Annotated in this window: 24 protein-coding genes; all 24 read right to left on the bottom strand. The window is 53.7% G+C overall.

Features of this window, described 5'->3' with window-relative positions; genetic code table 11:
* Positions 1 to 2 precede the first annotated feature (2 nt).
* Positions 3 to 179, bottom strand: coding sequence for a 50S ribosomal protein L30 (rpmD, locus tag GHO25_RS11925; protein WP_003176408.1), 177 nt, complete (start codon positions 177 to 179; stop codon positions 3 to 5).
* Between the two features lie 2 nt (positions 180 to 181).
* Positions 182 to 682: a 30S ribosomal protein S5 gene (gene rpsE, locus GHO25_RS11920; RefSeq protein ID WP_003186035.1), complete on the bottom strand. Its 501-nt coding sequence runs from the start codon at positions 680 to 682 to the stop codon at positions 182 to 184.
* Positions 683 to 685: 3 nt separating this feature from the next.
* Positions 686 to 1,036, bottom strand: a complete 351-nt coding sequence (rplR, locus tag GHO25_RS11915; protein ID WP_003444364.1) for a 50S ribosomal protein L18 — start codon at positions 1,034 to 1,036, stop codon at positions 686 to 688.
* Positions 1,037 to 1,046: 10 nt separating this feature from the next.
* Positions 1,047 to 1,580: a 50S ribosomal protein L6 gene (rplF, locus tag GHO25_RS11910; protein WP_003176412.1), complete on the bottom strand. Its 534-nt coding sequence runs from the start codon at positions 1,578 to 1,580 to the stop codon at positions 1,047 to 1,049.
* 12 nt (positions 1,581 to 1,592) lie between these two features.
* Entirely contained in the window at positions 1,593 to 1,985 is a 393-nt protein-coding gene (rpsH, locus tag GHO25_RS11905; protein ID WP_048373837.1) for a 30S ribosomal protein S8, read from the bottom strand.
* Between the two features lie 212 nt (positions 1,986 to 2,197).
* Positions 2,198 to 2,503 carry a 30S ribosomal protein S14 gene (rpsN, locus tag GHO25_RS11900; RefSeq protein ID WP_048373839.1) on the bottom strand — a complete coding sequence of 102 codons (306 nt, stop codon included), beginning with the start codon at positions 2,501 to 2,503 and terminating at the stop codon, positions 2,198 to 2,200.
* 13 nt (positions 2,504 to 2,516) lie between these two features.
* Positions 2,517 to 3,056 carry a 50S ribosomal protein L5 gene (rplE, locus tag GHO25_RS11895; RefSeq protein WP_003186044.1) on the bottom strand — a complete coding sequence of 180 codons (540 nt, stop codon included), beginning with the start codon at positions 3,054 to 3,056 and terminating at the stop codon, positions 2,517 to 2,519.
* Positions 3,057 to 3,078: 22 nt separating this feature from the next.
* The gene (gene rplX / locus GHO25_RS11890) at positions 3,079 to 3,393 is read right to left on the bottom strand and encodes a 50S ribosomal protein L24 (protein WP_048373841.1); all 315 of its coding nucleotides are present in this window, start codon (positions 3,391 to 3,393) and stop codon (positions 3,079 to 3,081) included.
* 11 nt (positions 3,394 to 3,404) lie between these two features.
* On the bottom strand, positions 3,405 to 3,773 hold the full coding sequence (rplN, locus tag GHO25_RS11885; RefSeq protein ID WP_011063774.1) for a 50S ribosomal protein L14: 369 nt from the start codon (positions 3,771 to 3,773) through the stop codon (positions 3,405 to 3,407).
* 23 nt (positions 3,774 to 3,796) lie between these two features.
* Positions 3,797 to 4,063: a 30S ribosomal protein S17 gene (gene rpsQ / locus GHO25_RS11880; protein ID WP_003176419.1), complete on the bottom strand. Its 267-nt coding sequence runs from the start codon at positions 4,061 to 4,063 to the stop codon at positions 3,797 to 3,799.
* Between the two features lie 2 nt (positions 4,064 to 4,065).
* Positions 4,066 to 4,257, bottom strand: a complete 192-nt coding sequence (gene rpmC, locus GHO25_RS11875) for a 50S ribosomal protein L29 (RefSeq protein WP_003444371.1) — start codon at positions 4,255 to 4,257, stop codon at positions 4,066 to 4,068.
* Positions 4,257 to 4,670 (bottom strand): 50S ribosomal protein L16, encoded by a 414-nt coding sequence (gene rplP, locus GHO25_RS11870; RefSeq protein ID WP_019409905.1) that lies wholly within the window; start codon positions 4,668 to 4,670, stop codon positions 4,257 to 4,259. Before rplP ends, rpmC begins: the two co-directional genes overlap by 1 nt.
* A gap of 12 nt (positions 4,671 to 4,682) precedes the next feature.
* Positions 4,683 to 5,369 (bottom strand): 30S ribosomal protein S3, encoded by a 687-nt coding sequence (gene rpsC, locus GHO25_RS11865; protein WP_003176422.1) that lies wholly within the window; start codon positions 5,367 to 5,369, stop codon positions 4,683 to 4,685.
* A gap of 13 nt (positions 5,370 to 5,382) precedes the next feature.
* Complete coding sequence (rplV, locus tag GHO25_RS11860; protein ID WP_003444373.1) at positions 5,383 to 5,715, bottom strand: 50S ribosomal protein L22; 333 nt, start codon at positions 5,713 to 5,715, stop codon at positions 5,383 to 5,385.
* 13 nt (positions 5,716 to 5,728) lie between these two features.
* Positions 5,729 to 6,004, bottom strand: coding sequence for a 30S ribosomal protein S19 (gene rpsS, locus GHO25_RS11855; protein ID WP_003232420.1), 276 nt, complete (start codon positions 6,002 to 6,004; stop codon positions 5,729 to 5,731).
* Between the two features lie 16 nt (positions 6,005 to 6,020).
* Positions 6,021 to 6,845, bottom strand: a complete 825-nt coding sequence (gene rplB, locus GHO25_RS11850; RefSeq protein WP_048373844.1) for a 50S ribosomal protein L2 — start codon at positions 6,843 to 6,845, stop codon at positions 6,021 to 6,023.
* A gap of 14 nt (positions 6,846 to 6,859) precedes the next feature.
* Positions 6,860 to 7,159: a 50S ribosomal protein L23 gene (rplW, locus tag GHO25_RS11845; RefSeq protein WP_003444375.1), complete on the bottom strand. Its 300-nt coding sequence runs from the start codon at positions 7,157 to 7,159 to the stop codon at positions 6,860 to 6,862.
* Entirely contained in the window at positions 7,156 to 7,758 is a 603-nt protein-coding gene (gene rplD / locus GHO25_RS11840; RefSeq protein WP_048373846.1) for a 50S ribosomal protein L4, read from the bottom strand. The genes rplW and rplD overlap by 4 nt, the downstream gene beginning before the upstream one ends.
* 12 nt (positions 7,759 to 7,770) lie before the next feature.
* Entirely contained in the window at positions 7,771 to 8,406 is a 636-nt protein-coding gene (gene rplC, locus GHO25_RS11835; protein ID WP_019409902.1) for a 50S ribosomal protein L3, read from the bottom strand.
* Positions 8,407 to 8,487: 81 nt separating this feature from the next.
* Positions 8,488 to 8,799, bottom strand: coding sequence for a 30S ribosomal protein S10 (gene rpsJ, locus GHO25_RS11830; RefSeq protein WP_003186070.1), 312 nt, complete (start codon positions 8,797 to 8,799; stop codon positions 8,488 to 8,490).
* 143 nt (positions 8,800 to 8,942) lie between these two features.
* Entirely contained in the window at positions 8,943 to 10,136 is a 1,194-nt protein-coding gene (tuf, locus tag GHO25_RS11825; RefSeq protein ID WP_048373848.1) for an elongation factor Tu, read from the bottom strand.
* Between the two features lie 35 nt (positions 10,137 to 10,171).
* Positions 10,172 to 12,274: an elongation factor G gene (gene fusA / locus GHO25_RS11820; RefSeq protein ID WP_048373849.1), complete on the bottom strand. Its 2,103-nt coding sequence runs from the start codon at positions 12,272 to 12,274 to the stop codon at positions 10,172 to 10,174.
* A gap of 30 nt (positions 12,275 to 12,304) precedes the next feature.
* Positions 12,305 to 12,775, bottom strand: coding sequence for a 30S ribosomal protein S7 (gene rpsG / locus GHO25_RS11815; protein WP_019409900.1), 471 nt, complete (start codon positions 12,773 to 12,775; stop codon positions 12,305 to 12,307).
* 124 nt (positions 12,776 to 12,899) lie between these two features.
* Complete coding sequence (gene rpsL, locus GHO25_RS11810) at positions 12,900 to 13,271, bottom strand: 30S ribosomal protein S12 (RefSeq protein ID WP_002555494.1); 372 nt, start codon at positions 13,269 to 13,271, stop codon at positions 12,900 to 12,902.
* Positions 13,272 to 13,296: the final 25 nt, after the last annotated feature.

Below are 13,296 nucleotides of genomic sequence, written 5' to 3'. Positions count from 1 at the left end.
GATTAACCCTCGACACGCAGCATGTAGTAAGCCTTGTTGATCATCCCGCGATTCTCGGGAGTATCCTGGACTTCTACAGTGTGACCGATGCGACGCAGACCCAGACCCTTAACGCACAATTTGTGGTTAGGGATGCGGCCGGTCATGCTTTTGATCAGCGTTACTTTTACGGTAGCCATGATCAGAAGATCTCCTTGACGCTTTTGCCACGCTTAGCAGCGATGGACTCAGGAGATTGCATAGCTTTCAAACCTTTGAAAGTGGCGTGAACCACGTTTACCGGGTTAGTCGAGCCGTAGCACTTAGCCAGAACGTTCTGAACGCCAGCAACTTCGAGGACAGCACGCATAGCGCCGCCAGCGATGATACCGGTACCTTCAGAAGCAGGCTGCATGTACACCTTCGAAGCGCCGTGAGCGGACTTCATTGCGTACTGCAGAGTTGTGCCGTTCAGGTCAACTTGAATCATGTTGCGGCGAGCAGCTTCCATTGCCTTCTGGATCGCAGCAGGCACTTCACGTGACTTGCCACGGCCGAAGCCAACGCGCCCTTTACCATCACCAACCACGGTCAACGCGGTGAAAGTGAAGATACGGCCGCCTTTAACGGTTTTGGCTACGCGGTTAACTTGAACCAGCTTCTCAATGTAGCCTTCGTCGCGCTTTTGGTCGTTATTTGACATAACTTAGAACTCCAGCCCAGCTTCACGAGCAGCCTCAGCCAGCGCTTTCACGCGGCCGTGGTACTTGAAGCCAGAGCGGTCGAAAGCCACCTGCGAGACGCCAGCGGCTTTTGCACGCGTAGCGACCAGCTGGCCAACCTTTGTGGCCGCGTCGATGTTGCCAGTGGCAGCATCACGCAGTTCTTTGTCCAAAGTCGAGGCGCTTGCCAGGACTTTGCTGCCGTCGGCCGAGATGACCTGGGCATAGATGTGCTGCGAAGAGCGGAACACGCAGAGACGCACGACTTCTAGTTCGTGCATTTTCAGACGTGCTTTGCGAGCGCGACGCAGTCGAGTAACTTTTTTGTCGGTCATTTGCTAGGCCCTACTTCTTCTTGGCTTCTTTACGGCGGACGACTTCGTCCGCGTAACGCACACCTTTACCTTTGTAAGGCTCTGGTGGACGGAAGTCGCGGATCTCAGCGGCCACTTGACCTACCAGCTGCTTGTCGATGCCCTTGATCAGGATATCGGTCTGGCTAGGGGTCTCAGCGGTGATGCCTTCCGGCAGTTCGTAATCCACTGGGTGCGAGAAGCCAAGAGCCAGGTTCAGCACTGTGCCTTTTGCTTGCGCTTTGTAACCAACACCGACCAGCTGGAGCTTACGCTCGAAGCCTTGGCTTACGCCTTGGACCATGTTGTTTACCAACGCACGAGTGGTACCAGCCATTGCGCGAGTTTGTTGATCGCCATTGCGAGCAGCGAAACGCAGCTCACCAGCTTCTTCAACGATTTCAACCGACGAATGGATGTTCAGTTCTAGAGTGCCTTTAGCACCCTTCACCGAAAGCTGTTGGCCGGCGAATTTAACTTCGACACCAGCTGGCAGCTTAACGGGGTTCTTAGCGACGCGTGACATGCTTATCCCCCCTTAGAACACTGTGCAAAGAACTTCGCCGCCGACACCGGCAGCGCGCGCAGCACGATCCGTCATCACACCTTTGTTGGTGGAGACGATGGACACACCGAGGCCGCCACGAACTTTTGGCAGATCATCGGAGGACTTGTACTGACGCAGACCTGGACGGCTAACGCGCTTAACTTCTTCGATAACCGGACGGCCTTCGAAGTACTTCAGCTCGATAGACAGCAGTGGTTTGATTTCGCTGCTGATCTGAAAATCCGCGATATAACCTTCGTCCTTCAGAACTTTGGCTACAGCTACCTTCAACGTGGAAGACGGCATGCTTACGACAGACTTTTCAGCCATCTGGGCATTACGGATTCGAGTTAGCATGTCCGCTAACGGGTCCTGCATACTCATGGGCTAGACGCTCCTGATACAAAAAGAATTAGCCTTGCGGCTACAACTGTCACCGAGTGACTCCGTGCTCAAAAAGCACAGGCTCTGGCGAGCCGGTCATTCTAGACACACGCCAGAAATGAATCAAGCCCCAATAGGGGCTTGATTCAAGTACAAGGTCACCGGCTGTCAGGATCTTGCGACCCCGACAGCGATAACTTTGTCGGTACGCCTTACCAGCTAGCTTTAACCAGACCTGGTACGTCACCGCGCATTGCTGCTTCACGCAATTTGTTACGGCCCAGGCCGAACTTGCGGTAAACACCGTGCGGACGACCAGTCAGGCGGCAGCGGTTACGCATGCGCGAAGCGCTTGCGTCACGTGGCTGCTTCTGCAGAGCGATTTGAGCTTCCCAACGTGCTTCTGGACTTGCGTTCAGATCAACGATGATAGCTTTCAGCTCAGCACGCTTCTTGGCGAACTTGGCAACCGTGAGCTGACGTTTCAGCTCGCGGTTTTTCATGCTCATCTTGGCCATGGTCCTACTCCAATCAGTTGCGGAACGGGAATTTGAAAGCACGCAGCAATGCGCGACCTTCGTCATCCGTCCGAGCAGTGGTGGTCAGGGTGATGTCCAGACCGCGAAGAGCATCGATTTTGTCGTAGTCAATTTCCGGGAAAATGATCTGCTCTTTAACGCCCATGCTGTAGTTGCCACGACCATCGAAGGACTTGGCATTCAGGCCGCGGAAGTCGCGAACCCGAGGCAGGGAGATCGACAGCAGACGATCCAGGAATTCGTACATACGCTCACGGCGCAGAGTTACTTTGACGCCGATCGGCCAACCTTCACGGACTTTAAAGCCAGCGATGGATTTGCGAGCGTAGGTCACAACAACTTTTTGACCGGTGATTTTTTCCAAATCAGCTACTGCGTGCTCGATGACTTTTTTGTCGCCGATCGCTTCGCCCAAGCCCATGTTCAGGGTGATTTTGGTAACGCGCGGAACTTCCATCACGTTCGAAAGCTTAAGTTCTTCCTTAAGTTTCGGAGCGATTTCCTTCCGGTAAATCTCTTTTAGTCGTGCCATGGTCTCATCTACCTAGCAGTGTTCAAGCATCAACCGCTTTTTGGGTCGACTTGAAGACACGAATTTTTTTGCCTTCTTCTACTTTGAAACCAACGCGGTCAGCCTTGTTGGTTTCGCCGTTGAAAATGGCCACGTTAGAAGCGTCCAGTGGAGCTTCTTTCTCGACGATACCGCCTTGCACGCCAGACATCGGGTTAGGCTTGGTATGACGCTTAACCAGGTTCAGACCACCAACAACCAGACGGTTGTTAGCGAGAACCTTAAGCACCTTACCGCGCTTACCTTTGTCTTTGCCGGCGATCACGATGATCTCGTCGTCACGACGAATCTTTTGCATGTCGGATCTCCTTACAGCACTTCTGGGGCGAGCGAGACGATCTTCATGAACTTCTCGTTGCGAAGTTCACGGGTCACTGGCCCAAAGATACGGGTGCCGATCGGCTCTTGCTTGTTGTTCAGAAGAACAGCAGCGTTGCCATCAAAGCGGATAATGGAGCCATCAGCACGACGTACGCCGTGACGAGTGCGGACTACTACAGCAGTCATCACTTGGCCTTTTTTCACTTTACCGCGAGGAATTGCTTCCTTGACGGTAACTTTGATGATGTCACCGATACCAGCGTAACGACGATGGGAGCCACCCAGCACCTTGATGCACATAACACGGCGTGCGCCGCTGTTATCGGCCACATCGAGCATGGATTGAGTCTGAATCATATAATTTCTCCGACCCCTAGTCCTTAGACTTCCACAGCGCGTTCGAGAACATCAACCAGAGCCCAAGACTTAGTCTTGGCCAGCGGACGAGTTTCACGAATAGTGACTTTGTCGCCGATGTGGCACTGATTGGTTTCGTCGTGCGCGTGCAGCTTAGTCGAACGCTTAACGTATTTACCGTAGATCGGGTGCTTAACGCGACGTTCGATCAGAACGGTGATGGTCTTGTCCATCTTGTCGCTGACAACACGGCCAGTCAGCGTACGGACAGTTTTTTCGGCTTCAGCCATGATTACTTACCTGCCTGCTGTTTGAGCACAGTCTTCACGCGAGCGATGTCACGCTTAACTTGCGAGAGCAGATGCGACTGCCCCAACTGGCCAGTTGCTTTCTGCATGCGCAGATTGAACTGGTCGCGCAGCAAGCCGAGCAGTTGCTCGTTCAGCTGCTGTGCGGATTTTTCACGAAGTTCATTCGCTTTCATCACATCACCGTCCGTTTAACAAAGGAGGTGGCGAGCGGCAGCTTTGCAGCAGCCAGGGCGAAAGCCTCACGCGCCAGCTCTTCAGAAACACCCTCGATTTCATACAGGACTTTGCCTGGCTGAATCTGGGCAACCCAGTATTCCACGTTACCCTTACCTTTACCCATCCGAACTTCGAGAGGCTTTTTGGAAATAGGCTTGTCCGGGAATACACGGATCCAGATCTTGCCGCCACGCTTAACGTGACGGGTCAGTGCACGACGCGCTGATTCGATCTGACGAGCGGTGAGACGACCACGAGCAACAGACTTCAGCGCATACTCGCCGAAGCTGACTTTGCTACCGCGCAGTGCCAAGCCACGGTTGTGGCCAGTCATTTGCTTGCGGAACTTCGTACGCTTAGGTTGTAACATTTTGCGTACCCCTTACTTAGCAGCTTTTTTACGAGGCGCTGGTGCTTGTGGCTTCAGCTCTTCTTGGCGACCACCGATTACTTCGCCTTTGAAGATCCAAACCTTTACACCGATCACACCGTAAGTGGTGTGAGCTTCGTAGTTGGCATAGTCGATGTCGGCACGCAGGGTGTGCAATGGCACACGACCTTCGCGATACCATTCAGTACGTGCGATTTCAGCACCGCCGAGACGACCGCTCACTTGGATTTTGATGCCTTTGGCACCAATGCGCATAGCGTTCTGTACAGCGCGTTTCATCGCGCGACGGAACATTACACGACGCTCCAGCTGCTGAGCTACGCTCTGCGCAACCAGCATACCGTCGAGTTCCGGCTTGCGGATCTCTTCGATATTGATGTGCACAGGCACACCCATTTGCTTGGTCAGGTCCTGACGCAGCTTCTCAACATCTTCACCTTTCTTCCCGATAACGATACCTGGACGAGCGGTGTGGATGGTGATGCGTGCAGTTTGGGCCGGACGATGGATATCGATACGGCTTACGGACGCGCTTTTTAGTTTGTCTTGGAGGTATTCACGCACCTTCAGATCAGCGAACAAGTAGTCCGCATAAGTCCGGCCGTCTGCGTACCAGACGGAGGTGTGCTCCTTGACGATTCCCAGGCGAATGCCAATGGGATGTACTTTCTGACCCATCTCTTCGACTCCGTTACTTGTCAGCAACCTTGACAGTGATATGGCAAGACCGCTTGACGATGCGATCAGCGCGGCCTTTGGCACGCGGCATGATGCGCTTCAGCGAACGCCCTTCGTTGACGAAAACGGTGGCGACTTTCAGGTCGTCAACGTCAGCGCCTTCGTTATGCTCGGCGTTGGCTACGGCCGACTCCAGCACTTTTTTGATGATCTCGGCGGCTTTCTTGTTGCTGAAAGCCAACAGGTTGAGCGCTTCGCCCACCTTCTTCCCGCGGATCTGGTCGGCGACCAAGCGGGCTTTCTGGGCGGAGATTCGAGCGCCCGACAACTTAGCGGCTACTTCCATCGTTCCTTACCCCTTAACGCTTGGCTTTCTTGTCAGCCACGTGCCCACGATAAGTGCGGGTACCGGCAAACTCGCCTAGTTTATGGCCAACCATGTCTTCGTTCACGAGAACTGGAACATGCAGACGACCGTTATGCACAGCGATGGTCAGACCGACCATTTGTGGCAGGATCATCGAACGACGCGACCAGGTTTTCACCGGTTTGCGATCGTTCTTTTCCGCCGCCACTTCGATCTTCTTCAGTAGGTGAAGATCAATAAAAGGACCTTTTTTCAGAGAACGTGGCACTGTCGTATCCCTCTATTTACTTGCGACGACGGACGATCATTTTGTCGGTACGCTTATTACCACGAGTCTTCGCGCCCTTAGTCGGGAAGCCCCATGGCGATACCGGATGACGACCACCAGAGGTACGACCTTCACCACCACCATGTGGGTGGTCAACCGGGTTCATGGCAACACCACGAACGGTTGGGCGAACGCCACGCCAGCGTTTGGCACCAGCTTTACCCAGCGAACGCAGGCTGTGCTCGGAGTTCGAGACTTCGCCCAGCGTTGCACGGCATTCAGCCAATACTTTACGCATTTCACCAGAACGCAGACGCAGGGTCACGTAGACACCTTCGCGAGCTACCAGCTGAGCCGAAGCACCAGCGGAACGAGCGATTTGCGCGCCTTTACCTGGCTTCAATTCGATGCCGTGTACGGTGCTACCTACTGGAATGCTGCGCAGTTGCAGCGAGTTACCTGGCTTGATCGGGGCCAAAGCACCCGAGATCAGCTGGTCACCAGCGCTCACGCCTTTAGGGGCGATGATGTAACGGCGTTCGCCGTCTGCGTACAGCATAAGAGCAATGTGAGCAGTACGGTTTGGATCGTATTCGATACGCTCAACAGTGGCTGGAATGCCATCTTTGTCGTTGCGACGGAAGTCGACCATACGGTAATGCTGCTTATGACCACCACCGATGTGACGCGTGGTAATGCGGCCATTGTTGTTACGACCACCAGACTTCGATTTTTTCTCGAGCAGCGGTGCGTGAGGAGCGCCTTTGTGCAGCTCCTTGTTGACCACCTTGACCACATGACGGCGGCCAGGGGAAGTCGGTTTGCATTTAACGATTGCCATGATGCACCCCTTCCTTACTCAGCACTGCTGCTGAAATCGAGATCTTGGCCTGGCTGAAGGGAGATTACTGCCTTCTTCCAGTCATTACGCTTGCCCACGCCGCGAGCGGTGCGCTTGCTCTTACCCAGAACGTTCAGGGTAGTAACACGCTCAACTTTCACGCTGAACAGGCTTTCGACGGCCTTCTTGATTTCCAGCTTGGTTGCGTCTGTAGCAACCTTGAAAACGAACTGGCCTTTCTTGTCTGCCAGAACCGTAGCCTTCTCGGAAACGTGCGGGCCAAGCAGAACTTTAAATACGCGTTCCTGGTTCATCCCAGCAGCTCCTCGAATTTCTTCACGGCCGACACGGTGATCAACACCTTGTCGTATGCGATCAGACTAACTGGATCGGAACCTTGCACGTCACGTACATCAACGTGTGGCAGGTTGCGAGCAGCCAGGTACAGGTTCTGATCAACAACTTCGGACACGATCAGGACGTCAGTCAGACCCATGCCATTCAGTTTGTTCAGCAGATCTTTGGTTTTTGGCGCTTCAACAGCGAAGTCCTGAACCACGACCAGACGATCAGTACGCACGAGTTCAGCAAGGATGGAGCGCAGTGCTGCGCGGTACATCTTCTTGTTGAGCTTCTGAGAGTGATCCTGTGGACGAGCTGCGAAAGTGGTACCGCCGCCACGCCAGATTGGGCTACGGATAGTACCAGCACGAGCACGGCCAGTACCTTTCTGACGCCAAGGGCGCTTACCGCCACCACGAACATCAGAACGGGTCTTTTGCTGCTTGCTACCTTGACGGCCGCCGGCCATGTAGGCCACGACTGCTTGGTGAACCAGCGTCTCGTTGAATTCGCCGCCGAAAGTCAGTTCGGAAACTTCGATCGCCTGAGCGTCATTTACGTTTAATTGCATGTCAGCTTCCCCTTAACCGCGAGCCTTGGCCGCTGGACGTACAACCAGGTTGCCGCCAGTAGCGCCAGGAACAGCACCCTTGACCAACAACAGATTGCGTTCAGCGTCGACGCGCACTACTTCGAGGGACTGCACGGTCACGCGCTCAGCGCCCATATGACCGGACATTTTTTTGCCCTTGAATACACGACCAGGAGTCTGGCACTGGCCAATAGAGCCCGGGACGCGGTGGGAAACGGAGTTACCGTGAGTGTTATCTTGGCCACGGAAATTCCAACGCTTGATCGTACCCTGGAAGCCTTTACCTTTGGACTGACCGGTTACATCAACCAGTTGACCAGCAGCGAAGATTTCAGCGTTGATCAGATCGCCAGCTTGGTACTCGCCTTCTTCAAGACGGAATTCCAGCACGGTACGACCAGCAGCAACGTTTGCCTTGGCGAAGTGACCCGCCTGAGCAGCGGTTACACGCGAAGCGCGACGCTCGCCGACAGTGACTTGCACTGCACGATAGCCATCGGTTTCTTCAGTTTTGAACTGGGTGACGCGATTCGGCTCGATCTCAATGACCGTGACCGGAATGGAGACACCTTCTTCGGTGAAAATACGGGTCATACCGCATTTACGACCGACTACACCAATAGTCATGTTGTAAACCTCATGAGTGTACGGGGCTTTCACCCGCTATGGCCGCCCATTTCAGAGCGTTACACGACTAAGACCCAAGTCTTAGCCGAGGCTGATCTGCACTTCCACACCGGCCGCAAGATCAAGCTTCATAAGTGCATCAACGGTTTTATCCGTTGGCTGAACGATGTCCAGAACGCGCTTATGAGTACGGATCTCGTACTGGTCACGCGCGTCTTTGTTGACGTGCGGGGAGACCAGAACGGTGAACCGCTCTTTACGGGTAGGCAGTGGAATTGGACCACGCACTTGAGCACCAGTACGTTTCGCGGTTTCCACGATTTCCTGGGTTGATTGGTCGATCAGGCGATGGTCAAAAGCCTTCAACCTGATACGGATTTGCTGATTTTGCATTGGATTTCAGACTCCAGATTGCTGTTCCCACCGAGCGCAATACGCCCGTTTAAAGGAGGCGCAATTCTATAGACGACCCCACTAGGTGTCAACTCAATAAAAAAAGCCCCCGCTGAGCGGGGGCTTTTTCATGCAATCATCGATTACTCGATGATTTTGGCTACGACGCCAGCGCCGACGGTACGACCGCCTTCACGGATAGCGAAACGCAGACCATCTTCCATTGCGATGGTTTTGATCAGGGTAACAGTCATTTGAATGTTGTCACCTGGCATTACCATTTCAACGCCTTCTGGCAGCTCGCAGTTACCAGTCACGTCAGTAGTACGGAAGTAGAACTGTGGACGGTAGCCTTTGAAGAACGGAGTATGACGGCCGCCTTCTTCTTTGCTCAGAACGTATACTTCTGCGGTGAACTTGGTGTGAGGCTTAACAGTGCCTGGCTTAACCAGAACCTGACCACGCTCAACGTCGTCACGCTTGGTACCACGCAGCAGAACGCCGCAGTTCTCGCCAGCACGACCTTCGTCGAGCAGTTTGCGGAACATTTCAACGCCGGTGCAAGTGGTAACAGTTGTGTCACGCAGACCAACGATTTCCAGTGGATCTTGAACGCGAACGATACCGCGCTCGATACGACCAGTTACAACAGTACCGCGACCAGAGATCGAGAATACGTCTTCGATTGGCATCAGGAACGGCTTGTCGGTCAGACGAACTGGTTCTGGGATGTAGGTATCCAGAGTTTCAACCAGTTTACGAACGGCAGTGGTGCCCATTTCGTTTTCGTCGTTACCTTCCAGAGCCATACGAGCAGAACCGATGATGATCGGAGTGTCGTCGCCTGGGAAGTCGTAAGTGCTCAGCAGATCGCGCACTTCCATCTCAACCAGTTCCAGCAGCTCAGCGTCGTCTACCAGGTCAGCCTTGTTCAGGAAAACCACGATGTACGGAACGCCTACCTGACGGGACAGCAGGATGTGCTCACGAGTTTGTGGCATCGGACCATCAGCGGCCGAACAAACCAGGATCGCGCCGTCCATTTGGGCAGCACCAGTGATCATGTTCTTCACGTAGTCAGCGTGACCTGGGCAGTCAACGTGAGCGTAGTGACGAATAGTCGAGTTGTACTCAACGTGAGCAGTGTTGATGGTGATACCACGAGCTTTTTCTTCTGGCGCGCTGTCGATCTTGTCGAAGTCAACACGAGCAGAACCGAAAACTTCGGAGCAAACACGAGTCAGAGCTGCGGTCAGCGTGGTTTTACCATGGTCAACGTGACCGATAGTGCCAACGTTGACGTGCGGTAGGGAACGATCAAATTTTTCTTTAGCCACGACAATTAACTCCTTGCCTAAAGGACTGAACTAAATCAGCCTTGTTTTTTAGTAACAGCATCGACGATGTGCGACGGCGCTGTATCGTATTTTTTGAATTCCATAGAGTAGCTTGCGCGACCCTGAGACATGGAACGAACGTCGGTCGCATAACCGAACATCTCGCCCAACGGAACTTCAGCACGAATAACTTTGCCGGAGACCGTATCTTCCATACCCTGGATCATGCCGCGACGACGGTTCAAGTCGCCCATCACGTCACCCATATAGTCTTCAGGTGTAACAACCTCTACCGCCATGATCGGCTCAAGCAACTCACCACCGCCCTTCTGGGCCAGTTGCTTGGTAGCCATGGAAGCAGCCACCTTAAACGCCATCTCGTTGGAGTCGACGTCGTGGTAAGAACCATCAAACACGGTAGCCTTCAGGCCGATCAGCGGATAGCCGGCAACAACACCGTTCTTCATCTGCTCTTCGATACCCTTCTGGATAGCCGGGATGTATTCCTTAGGAACCACACCACCTACCACTTCGTTCACGAACTGCAGACCTTCCTGACCTTCGTCAGCAGGTGCAAAACGGATCCAGCAGTGACCAAACTGACCACGACCGCCGGACTGACGAACGAACTTGCCTTCGATTTCACAGTTCTTCGTGATGCGCTCACGATAAGAAACCTGAGGCTTACCGATGTTGGCTTCAACGTTGAACTCACGCTTCATCCGGTCAACCAGGATGTCGAGGTGCAATTCGCCCATGCCGGAGATGATCGTCTGACCAGTCTCTTCATCAGTTTTAACGCGGAAAGACGGGTCTTCCTGAGCCAGTTTGCCCAGTGCGATACCCATTTTTTCCTGGTCATCCTTGGTTTTTGGCTCAACGGCAACCGAAATAACCGGCTCCGGGAAGTCCATGCGAACCAGGATGATTGGCTTGTCAGCGTTGCACAAGGTTTCACCAGTGGTGACGTCCTTCATGCCGATCAAGGCCGCGATGTCACCAGCGCGTACTTCCTTGATCTCTTCGCGGGCGTTAGCGTGCATTTGCACCATACGACCCACGCGCTCTTTCTTGCCTTTAACCGAGTTGATTACGCCGTCACCGGAGTTCAACACGCCCGAGTAAACGCGGACGAAGGTCAAAGTACCCACGAATGGGTCAGTCGCGATCTTGAACGCCAGAGCCGAGAACGGTTCTGCGTCATCTGCATGACGCTCCAGCTCGATAGTCTCGTCATCCGGGTCAGTACCCTTGATGGCAGGAATATCTACCGGGGCCGGCAGGTAGTCGATCACGGCGTCGAGAACCAGGGGAACGCCCTTGTTCTTGAAGGAAGAACCGCAAACAGCCAAAACGATCTCGCCGGCGATAGTACGCTGACGCAGAGCCGCTTTGATTTCCGGGATGGTGAGTTCTTCACCTTCCAGGTACTTGTTCATCAGCTCTTCGCTGGCTTCGGCAGCTGCCTCAACCATGTTGCTGCGCCACTCTTCAGCCAACTCTTGCAGTTCTGCAGGAATAGCTTCACGACGAGCAGTCATACCCTTGTCAGCATCGCTCCAGTAAACCGCTTCCATGGTCATCAGATCGATCTGACCCTGGAAGTTGTCTTCGGAACCGATAGCCAACTGGATAGGCACCGGAGTGTGACCCAGACGAGTTTTGATCTGACCGATCACGCGCAGGAAGTTCGCACCAGCACGGTCCATCTTGTTTACGTAAACAAGACGCGGAACGCCGTACTTGTTGGCCTGACGCCATACGGTTTCGGACTGAGGCTCAACACCCGAGGTGCCGCAGAACACAACAACCGCGCCATCGAGTACACGCAGGGAACGCTCAACTTCAATAGTGAAGTCTACGTGGCCCGGGGTATCGATTACGTTGAAGCGGTAGTTATCGTACTGCTTGTTAGAACCCTGCCAAAAGGTAGTGATCGCAGCAGAAGTAATGGTAATACCACGCTCCTGCTCCTGCACCATCCAGTCTGTGGTCGCGGCGCCATCATGCACCTCGCCCATCTTGTGACTTTTGCCAGTGTAAAAAAGTACCCGCTCAGTAGTCGTGGTTTTACCCGCGTCCACGTGTGCACAGATACCAATGTTACGGTAGCGGTTAATCGGTGTAGTACGAGCCATAAAGCCCTCGCAAAGTGAATAGCGCTGAAATTAGAAGCGGTAGTGCGAGAAAGCTTTGTTAGCTTCAGCCATACGGTGCACGTCTTCACGCTTCTTAACTGCTGCGCCCTTGCCTTCAGCAGCGTCCAGCAGTTCGCCAGCCAAGCGCAAAGCCATAGACTTTTCGCCACGCTTACGTGCGAAGTCTACCAACCAGCGCATTGCCAAAGCGTTACGACGGGAAGGACGAACTTCGACCGGAACCTGGTAAGTAGCACCGCCTACACGGCGCGACTTCACTTCGACCAGCGGAGCGATGGCGTCGAGTGCTTTCTCGAAGAGTTCCAGGGGATCGCCGTTCTTACGTTCTTTAACCTTTTCCAGCGCGCCATAAACGATACGCTCGGCAACGGCTTTTTTACCGCTTTCCATCACGTGGTTCATGAACTTGGCCAGGATTTGGCTTCCGTATTTTGGATCGTCAAGCACTTCGCGCTTGGCTGCTACGCGTCTTCTTGGCATGGATAAGCCCTCAAACGGTCTTCAGGTTAGCTCGGGACCATTACACCCTGTGGATGCACGCCCGACCTTACTCTTATCGACTCAGAAAAAAAGAAATCTGCATTTATTTACCAGCGACCGAAGACTACTTCGGCTTCTTGGTACCGTACTTCGAACGACCTTGGTTACGACCTTTAACGCCGGAAGTATCCAAAGAGCCGCGAACGGTGTGATAACGAACACCTGGCAAGTCTTTTACACGACCGCCACGGATCAGTACCACGCTGTGCTCTTGCAGGTTGTGACCTTCACCACCGATGTACGAGGAAACCTCGAAACCGTTGGTCAGGCGCACACGGCATACTTTACGCAGTGCCGAGTTAGGTTTTTTCGGCGTAGTGGTATACACACGGGTGCATACGCCACGACGTTGCGGGCAGTTTTGCAGCGCAGGTACGTCGGATTTCTCGACGATACGCTTACGCGGCTGACGTACCAGCTGGTTGATAGTTGCCATCTACTAGCTCCACTGTTGTCTTGCG

This window comes from Pseudomonas sp. FSL R10-1350, from assembly GCF_009600525.1.
GTDB lineage: Bacteria > Pseudomonadota > Gammaproteobacteria > Pseudomonadales > Pseudomonadaceae > Aquipseudomonas > Aquipseudomonas helleri.
This window is presented reverse-complemented; position numbering and strand designations above follow the sequence as displayed.

Coding starts and splice junctions, on each gene's coding strand:
- rpsN (WP_048373839.1), bottom strand. CDS start 2,503: ATGGCCAAGATGAGCATGAAAAACCGCGAGCTGAAACGTCAGCTCACG.
- rpsL (WP_002555494.1), bottom strand. CDS start 13,271: ATGGCAACTATCAACCAGCTGGTACGTCAGCCGCGTAAGCGTATCGTC.
- rpsH (WP_048373837.1), bottom strand. CDS start 1,985: ATGAGTATGCAGGACCCGTTAGCGGACATGCTAACTCGAATCCGTAAT.
- rpsG (WP_019409900.1), bottom strand. CDS start 12,775: ATGCCAAGAAGACGCGTAGCAGCCAAGCGCGAAGTGCTTGACGATCCA.
- rpsE (WP_003186035.1), bottom strand. CDS start 682: ATGTCAAATAACGACCAAAAGCGCGACGAAGGCTACATTGAGAAGCTG.
- fusA (WP_048373849.1), bottom strand. CDS start 12,274: ATGGCTCGTACTACACCGATTAACCGCTACCGTAACATTGGTATCTGT.
- rplN (WP_011063774.1), bottom strand. CDS start 3,773: ATGATTCAGACTCAATCCATGCTCGATGTGGCCGATAACAGCGGCGCA.
- rplP (WP_019409905.1), bottom strand. CDS start 4,670: ATGTTACAACCTAAGCGTACGAAGTTCCGCAAGCAAATGACTGGCCAC.
- rpsJ (WP_003186070.1), bottom strand. CDS start 8,799: ATGCAAAATCAGCAAATCCGTATCAGGTTGAAGGCTTTTGACCATCGC.
- rpmD (WP_003176408.1), bottom strand. CDS start 179: ATGGCTACCGTAAAAGTAACGCTGATCAAAAGCATGACCGGCCGCATC.
- rplB (WP_048373844.1), bottom strand. CDS start 6,845: ATGGCAATCGTTAAATGCAAACCGACTTCCCCTGGCCGCCGTCATGTG.
- rplV (WP_003444373.1), bottom strand. CDS start 5,715: ATGGAAGTAGCCGCTAAGTTGTCGGGCGCTCGAATCTCCGCCCAGAAA.
- rplR (WP_003444364.1), bottom strand. CDS start 1,036: ATGACCGACAAAAAAGTTACTCGACTGCGTCGCGCTCGCAAAGCACGT.
- rplE (WP_003186044.1), bottom strand. CDS start 3,056: ATGGCACGACTAAAAGAGATTTACCGGAAGGAAATCGCTCCGAAACTT.
- rplF (WP_003176412.1), bottom strand. CDS start 1,580: ATGTCACGCGTCGCTAAGAACCCCGTTAAGCTGCCAGCTGGTGTCGAA.
- rplD (WP_048373846.1), bottom strand. CDS start 7,758: ATGCAATTAAACGTAAATGACGCTCAGGCGATCGAAGTTTCCGAACTG.
- rpsC (WP_003176422.1), bottom strand. CDS start 5,369: ATGGGTCAGAAAGTACATCCCATTGGCATTCGCCTGGGAATCGTCAAG.
- rpmC (WP_003444371.1), bottom strand. CDS start 4,257: ATGAAAGCGAATGAACTTCGTGAAAAATCCGCACAGCAGCTGAACGAG.
- rplW (WP_003444375.1), bottom strand. CDS start 7,159: ATGAACCAGGAACGCGTATTTAAAGTTCTGCTTGGCCCGCACGTTTCC.
- rplC (WP_019409902.1), bottom strand. CDS start 8,406: ATGACTATTGGTGTAGTCGGTCGTAAATGCGGTATGACCCGTATTTTC.
- rpsQ (WP_003176419.1), bottom strand. CDS start 4,063: ATGGCTGAAGCCGAAAAAACTGTCCGTACGCTGACTGGCCGTGTTGTC.
- rplX (WP_048373841.1), bottom strand. CDS start 3,393: ATGCAAAAGATTCGTCGTGACGACGAGATCATCGTGATCGCCGGCAAA.